This is a genomic window from Streptosporangium vulgare (assembly GCF_042428775.1).
Taxonomy (GTDB): domain Bacteria; phylum Actinomycetota; class Actinomycetes; order Streptosporangiales; family Streptosporangiaceae; genus Streptosporangium; species Streptosporangium vulgare.
The window spans coordinates 24,117-30,269 of the sequence record NZ_JBHMBS010000049.1; the positions used below are offsets into that span (position 1 = coordinate 24,117).

The window sequence follows — 6,153 nt, forward strand, 5'->3', positions numbered from 1 at the left end:
GGTCAGACATCGCGGCGGCGCACGACGAGCAGGGTGAGGACGGCGGCGGCCAGCGGCCACAGCGCGAAGACGGCCCAAGAGCCGGCCACCGTGGGCAGGGCGGGGTCGTCGCGGAGTTGGGGCAGGCCCAGGCAGGTGCGCCAGACGTAGAAGGGGACCAGGGCATAGAGGTCGTTGAGCCACTGGTGGACGGTCGGCCGGAAGAAGGTCGGCACGATGACCAGTACGGCGCAGACGGCGACGACGGCGGCCGCGGTGTGCCGCAGCAGCGCGCCGACTCCCATGCCGACCAGCCCGGACACCGGAGCGAGCAGCGCGTTGGCGGCCAGCACGCGCAGTACGCCGGGGTCACCGAGCGAGACGGCGACGCCGCGGCCGGACAGGATGGCCTGGCTGACGCCGAAGGTGGCCGCCGAGACGAGGGCACCGGTTGCGAGCATGACGCCGCTGACGACGGCGAGCTTGGCGGCCACGACGCGGTGCCGGGCCGGGACGGCGCTCAGGGTGGTGCGGATGAGGCCGGTGGCGTACTCGCCGACGATCGTCAGCGCGCCCAGGCTGCCCGCGCCGATCATGAGCATGGTGGCAGACAGTCCGCTGAACGCCTCGGTCAACGGGCTGAACCTGGCCTTCTCCATCGCCGGGAAGCCGGGCCAGCCGTGGTAGGCCTCCAGGCTGCTTTGGACGGCGAAGGTGACGATGGCCAACGTGCCGAGGCCGAGCAGCCAGCGGGTGGAGCGCAGCGACCACAACTTGGTCCACTCGGCGGCCAGCAGATCGATCATCGCCGATCACCAGCCGGAGACGTCGCTCGGTAGTCGGCGCTCTCGGCGGTCAGCTCCATGAACGCCTGCTCCAGCGAGGCGGCACGCGGGGCGAGCTCGTACAGCAGGATGCGCCGCTCGTAGGCGAGTTCGCCGATGCGGGCGGCGCTCAGCCCGGTGACGGTCAGGCCTGCGCCTTCGTCCTGCCGTACGTGGGCTCCTGCGTGGGCGAGGACGGCGGCGAGTTCGGCGGGGTCGGGCGTGCGTACGGTGACCGACGCGCCGGTGCCTCGGGCGGCGAACTCGGTCAGGCTCTCAGCGGCGATCAGTTCGCCGCGGCCGATGACGATGAGCCGGTCGGCGGTGTGCTCCATCTCGCTCATCAGGTGGCTGGAGACGAGCACGGTGCGTCCTTCGCCGGCCAGGCGCCGGAACAGGCCGCGTACCCAGCGCACCCCTTCGGGGTCCAGTCCGTTGACGGGCTCGTCGAACAGCAGCACCGGCGCGTCTCCGAGCAGGGCGGCGGCGATGCCGAGCCGCTGCCGCATGCCCAGGGAGAACCCGGCCACTCGGCGGCGGGCCACGCTCTCCAGCCCCACGTCCCGCAGCACCTCACCCACCCGGCAGCGCGGCAGGCCGTTGCTGCGGGCCAGCGCGGACAGGTGCGCCGCGGCGCTGCGCCCGCCGTGCACGTCGCTGGCGTCCAGCAGCGCTCCGGCGTGCCGCAGGCCGGCACGATGCCGGGCGAACGGGCGGCCGTCGATGGTGGCGCTGCCGCTGGTGGGCCGGTTCAGCCCGAGGATCATCCGCATCGTGGTGCTCTTGCCGGCGCCGTTCGGGCCGAGGAACCCGGTGACGTAGCCCGGCCGCACGGTGAAGGTCAGGCCGTTGACTGCCGTCACCTCGCCGTAGCGCTTGGTCAGTTGGTTGACTTCGATCACCCGCCCAACGGTGTCGCAGACCGGGCAGGCGTGACATCTGGCTGTGGGCCGGTTCCGGGCGGCGGGGGTGGCCTGCGGGCATAGGCCGGCAGGCCGATGCCCGCAGCGGAAACCGATGACTACGATCGACCGGGTGCGCGATGAAATGCCCAGGCCACCCTTGACCCAGCGGCTGCCGCATGGTGTGCGGACGGTGCTCACCTGGTGTGCCGTCGTGGCCTTCCTGCCGCTGCTGTACGCCGTGACGCTGGCCGATGACGAGAGTCTGTTGCCCGTGGGTGCGATGCACGCGGGTTTCGCCGCCGCGTTGGCGTTTCCCCTGGTGTGGGCCCGGCGGCGGCCGTGTGCGGTGCTGGCGGTGCTGCTGGCCGAACTGCTCGTGGCCGTGGCGTTGGCGCAGCCCGCGGAGCGGGTCTGGCCGCTGGTGCCGGTGGCCGATCTCCTGGTCTGTTTCATCACGGCCACCCGTTCACGCCGTACCGGCCTGGCCGCGGCGGCTACCACGTTGATCGTCCAGGAGGCGGCCTGGCACGTGGTTCTGTTGACTCAGGGGTTGCGCGTCTTCGCGTCGGGCTTCCTCGCGCTGTCGGTCCTGCTCGGCCTGGGCGTCGTGGTCGCCTGGACGGCGGGCACGGCGCTGCGGCAACGACGCGAGTACGGCCGGGCGCTGCGTGCGCAGGCCGAGCTTCAGGCGGTCACGGCCGACAGGCTACGCATCGCGCGCGAGCTGCACGACATGGTCGCGCACAGCATCGGCGTCATCGCCATCCAGGCCGGTGCGGGCGCGCGGGTGATCGACAGCCGGCCGGAGCAGGCGCGGGACGCGCTCGCCGCGATCGAGGCCGCCGGCCGGCAGACCCTGCAGGGACTCCGGCACATGCTCGGCGTGCTCCGTGAGCCCCCCACCGCATCGGAGCCGGAACCGGCGCCCTTGTCGGGGCTGGCAGACCTCGACCGGCTCGCCGAGACGACCACGGCCGTCGGCGTCCGCGTGGACGTGCGCCGCCAGGGGAAGCCACGCGGGCTGCCCCCAGCCATGGACCGGTGCGCCTTCCGCATCGTCCAGGAGTCGGTGACCAACGTCGTCCGCCACGCCGACGCCCGCCACTGCCAGGTCGTCCTCGACTACGCGCCCGACGAACTACGCGTCGACATCACCGACGACGGACGCGGCACCGCCACCACTGCGGCCTCACCCGGCAGCGGGTACGGGATCGCCGGCATGCGCGAGAGAGCCGCTCTCCTGGACGGCCGTCTCAGCGCCGGACCACGCCCAGAGGGCGGTTTCCGCGTCACCGCCACCCTCCCGCTACCAAGTCCTACCTCAGCGCGGGGGCGCGCCCAGACCGCTCACGTGGAGGCACCTTGACCATCCGCGTCGTGCTCGCCGACGACCAGCCGCTGATCCGCGCCGGTCTGCGCATGGTCATCGATGGCACTCCTGACGTCGTTGTCGCCGGGGAGGCCGGGACGGGAGCCCAGGCCATCCAGCTCACCCGGCAGCTACGTCCCGATGTGGTCGTGATGGACATCCGCATGCCTGGCATGGATGGCATCGAGGCCACCCAGACCATCACCACCGAATCGCCGGCCACCCGCGTGATCATGCTCACGACGTTCGACGACAACGGCAACGTCTACGCCTCGCTGCGGGCCGGGGCGAGCGGGTTTCTGGTCAAGGACATGGCGCTGGAGGATATTCTGTCCGCCGTCCACGTGGTCGCAGCGGGCGACGCCCTGATCGCACCCAGCGTCACCCGCCGCCTCATCGCCGAGTTCGCCAGCCGCCCCGAACCTCGCCCGCGGCCGCGCGAGTTGGCGGGCGTCACCGCGCGAGAACGCGAGGTGCTGACCCTGGCCGCGCGCGGCCTGTCCAACGCCGAGGTCGCCGCCCACCTGCACATCAGCCTCGGCACCGCCAAAGCCCACATCGCCAGTCTGCTCACCAAACTCGGCGCCCGCGACCGCGTCCAGCTCGTCATCGCCGCCTACGACGCCGGTCTGGTATCCCCGCTCCATGACGATCGATAACGAGAAGCGCGCCGGCCCAGCCCCGTCAACCACTGTCTGGCAACTTGGCGGCTACCCCGGCAACGGCGCCTCTCAGGCAGCATCGGTCTCCTCCCCAAGCTCGAGGTTGACATCCATGTCCTCCAGCGGTGCGTTCAGGTCGTAGACGTAGTCGCCGAAGCGGCGCACGTTGTCCTCCTGATAGGGGGACATGATGGCCACGTCGGCGCGCTGCACCGTCTCGCCCTCGCTGCGCAGCCGGTTGAGCACCAGCGACATGTCCAGCGTGGTCTGGTACATGACCAGGTCGGCGACCAGGGTGTTGAACTTGATCGCCTTTTCCTGTTCTTCCGGGTCGTTCTCGGCGATCACTCCGTTGTTGCCGAACCCGATCCACTTGGAGAAGTTGTTGTAGGACTCGATCATGTTGGTGGCCCGGGTGATGTTCTCCCGCAGCGTGGCGTCGGAGACGTAACGAAGAAGCACCATGGTGCGGATCACGCGGCCCAGCTCGCGGAAGGCGCGGTAGATCTTGTTGCGCTTGGAGTCGTGCCGCAGCCGCCGCAACAGCGTGATCGACGACAACTCGCCTTCGCGGATGGAGATGGCCACCTTCATCAGGTCCTGCCAGTGAGCCTCGATCAGCTGCCAGTTGATCGGCTCGCCGAACAGCGCATCGATGTGCCGGTAGCGGACGCCGGGCTCGGGCCGGCGGAAGGTCAGGTCCCGGAAATTGCGGATGCGCGGCAGCAGCTCGAACCCGAACAAGTGCGCTAATCCAAAGACAGGGAACGACTGGCCTCGCGTATCGGCGTGAATCTCCTTGGGGGCCGCCTCGCTCTCCTGCTCCAGCAGCCCCTCGATGATGTAGACCGCCTCCCACACCCCGCACGGCACAAATCTGGAAAAGAGCGCGATGTAATTGTCGGCGATGTGGTGGTAAGCGACGCCGCCGTAGCCCCCGTACCGGATGTGGAACTCGGCGATCAGATCGTCCACGTAGATGTCGTACTTGGTGCCGTCGGCGGCCACCGCGTTGCCCTCTCCCCACAACCGGGGCAGATCCAGGCGCAGATAGGCGTTGACCACGTCGGCGATCGCCTTGTTCAAGCTGGCCAGCGTGACGTGCTTGCGCACCGTGTAGGACAGCTCGTGGGCGCTGATGCGGCCGCCCAGATGCCGGGCGGCCTGGGCGGCGCCCAGGTTGCAGCCGTAGGCGAAGGCCACCAGCAGGTAGCGCTCCAGCGGGTCGGCCAGCTTGGCCTGCGACCCCGACAGCGGCCCGAAGCGGCGGAACCAGCGCAGATGCCGCGTGGTCCGGGTCAGAATCTCCAGCAGGGAGCGTTCCGGCAGCCGGCCCTTGACGGCCGTGGCCAGCTTGAGCGCCTCGGCGCTGTGCCCTGCTGACTTGCGCGCCTTGAGCGAGGGCCCGCCCTGCTCGTCGATGAGCAGGTCGGCGTTGTCCGGATAGCCCGCGTCCACGGCCGCGGCCACGCCCTTCATCCGCATCTTCAACTGCTCCACGAACTCCGAGGCCGTCGTGGGCAGGCCCACCTCGGCACAGTACTCGGCCAGGTGCGGCTGGCAGTCCTCCCGTCTGAGCAACTGGGACTGCCAGTTGGCGTAGGCCTCCGAGCCGACCGCCGCCACATCGCCGCGCACCAGCTCGTCCGCCAGGCAGGAGAACACGCAGATCTCGAAATGCCGGCGCACCACCTTGCCGGGGCGGCGCTTGTCGGTGATCACCTTCTGCCAGGCCTCCGGCGCGAAGGACACGTCCACGTGCTTGCGCACCGTGACTGTGGAGATCTCGCCGGTCGTCTCATCGACGACGTCTTCCTCGACCGTGTACTCATCGCCGATGAGCTCGCTGGTGCGGGTGGCGTTGGCGCGCACGAACTCCAGCGCCTCCAGCAGCCTGCGGTCCGCTCTGGTCGGCTCCAGCACCAGCACGCCGGCCAGACGCAGCAGCAGCCCACGATGGGAGCGATGGAAGCGGTCCAGCAGCGGCAGGTAGTTGTCGCCGTGGAAGGGGCCAGCGCCTCGTGCTCGGCCACCAGGTCGGCCAGGCCGCCGTTGCTCTCGATCGTCTCCAGCACCGCCCGTCCGGTCTCGTGCCGGCGCCGCACCGCCGTCCACGGGTTCGGCGCGTTCCGAGCCGCCAGGTCGACCTCCTTGGCCACGCTCAGCAGATCCCCCAGCACCGCCAGCATCCGCTCGTTGCGCTGACGCTGCTCGGCGCGAATGGTCTCCAGCAGCTCGCGGGCCTTGTTGTGCATGGTGTTCATCCGCTTGCACAGCATGGTCACCAGGTCATCGCGGGCGCGTATCCGGGCCTGGTTTGACATCCTCTCCGCCCTAAAGGACGGAGATTCCCGCCTGCCGCGTGGGCTTCGGGTGGGTTACTGCTTCGCCGCGCTGCGCCGGGACAAGTCCCG

General features: G+C 70.1%; 6 protein-coding genes. 3 read left to right on the forward strand and 3 right to left on the reverse strand.

Annotation, left to right across the window (positions count from 1 at the left end):
• Positions 1 to 2: 2 nt before the first annotated feature.
• The gene (locus ACFFRH_RS42560; RefSeq protein WP_386163783.1) at positions 3 to 785 is read right to left on the reverse strand and encodes an ABC-2 transporter permease; all 783 of its coding nucleotides are present in this window, start codon (positions 783 to 785) and stop codon (positions 3 to 5) included.
• Positions 782 to 1,705, reverse strand: a complete 924-nt coding sequence (locus tag ACFFRH_RS42565; RefSeq protein ID WP_386163785.1) for an ABC transporter ATP-binding protein — start codon at positions 1,703 to 1,705, stop codon at positions 782 to 784. Before ACFFRH_RS42565 ends, ACFFRH_RS42560 begins: the two co-directional genes overlap by 4 nt.
• 133 nt (positions 1,706 to 1,838) lie before the next feature.
• On the opposite strand from ACFFRH_RS42565, the gene ACFFRH_RS42570 reads away from it, so the two are divergent.
• On the forward strand, positions 1,839 to 3,074 hold the full coding sequence (locus tag ACFFRH_RS42570; protein ID WP_386163787.1) for a sensor histidine kinase: 1,236 nt from the start codon (positions 1,839 to 1,841) through the stop codon (positions 3,072 to 3,074).
• Positions 3,071 to 3,736 carry a response regulator gene (locus ACFFRH_RS42575; RefSeq protein WP_386163789.1) on the forward strand — a complete coding sequence of 222 codons (666 nt, stop codon included), beginning with the start codon at positions 3,071 to 3,073 and terminating at the stop codon, positions 3,734 to 3,736. Before ACFFRH_RS42570 ends, ACFFRH_RS42575 begins: the two co-directional genes overlap by 4 nt.
• Positions 3,737 to 3,808: 72 nt before the next feature.
• Here the strand turns inward: ACFFRH_RS42575 and ACFFRH_RS42580 are convergent, their stop codons facing one another.
• Positions 3,809 to 5,668 (reverse strand): Tn3 family transposase, encoded by a 1,860-nt coding sequence (locus tag ACFFRH_RS42580; protein WP_386163791.1) that lies wholly within the window; start codon positions 5,666 to 5,668, stop codon positions 3,809 to 3,811.
• Positions 5,669 to 5,704: 36 nt separating this feature from the next.
• Between ACFFRH_RS42580 and ACFFRH_RS42585 the strand changes: the two genes are divergently transcribed.
• Positions 5,705 to 5,944 carry a hypothetical protein gene (locus ACFFRH_RS42585; RefSeq protein ID WP_386163793.1) on the forward strand — a complete coding sequence of 80 codons (240 nt, stop codon included), beginning with the start codon at positions 5,705 to 5,707 and terminating at the stop codon, positions 5,942 to 5,944.
• The last annotated feature ends 209 nt before the right edge of the window (positions 5,945 to 6,153 follow it).

Excerpts from the sequence above, each read along its gene's own strand:
- ACFFRH_RS42560 (WP_386163783.1), bottom strand. The coding sequence starts at position 785 with ATGATCGATCTGCTGGCCGCCGAGTGGACCAAGTTGTGGTCGCTGCGC.
- ACFFRH_RS42585 (WP_386163793.1), top strand. The coding sequence starts at position 5,705 with ATGGAAGCGGTCCAGCAGCGGCAGGTAGTTGTCGCCGTGGAAGGGGCC.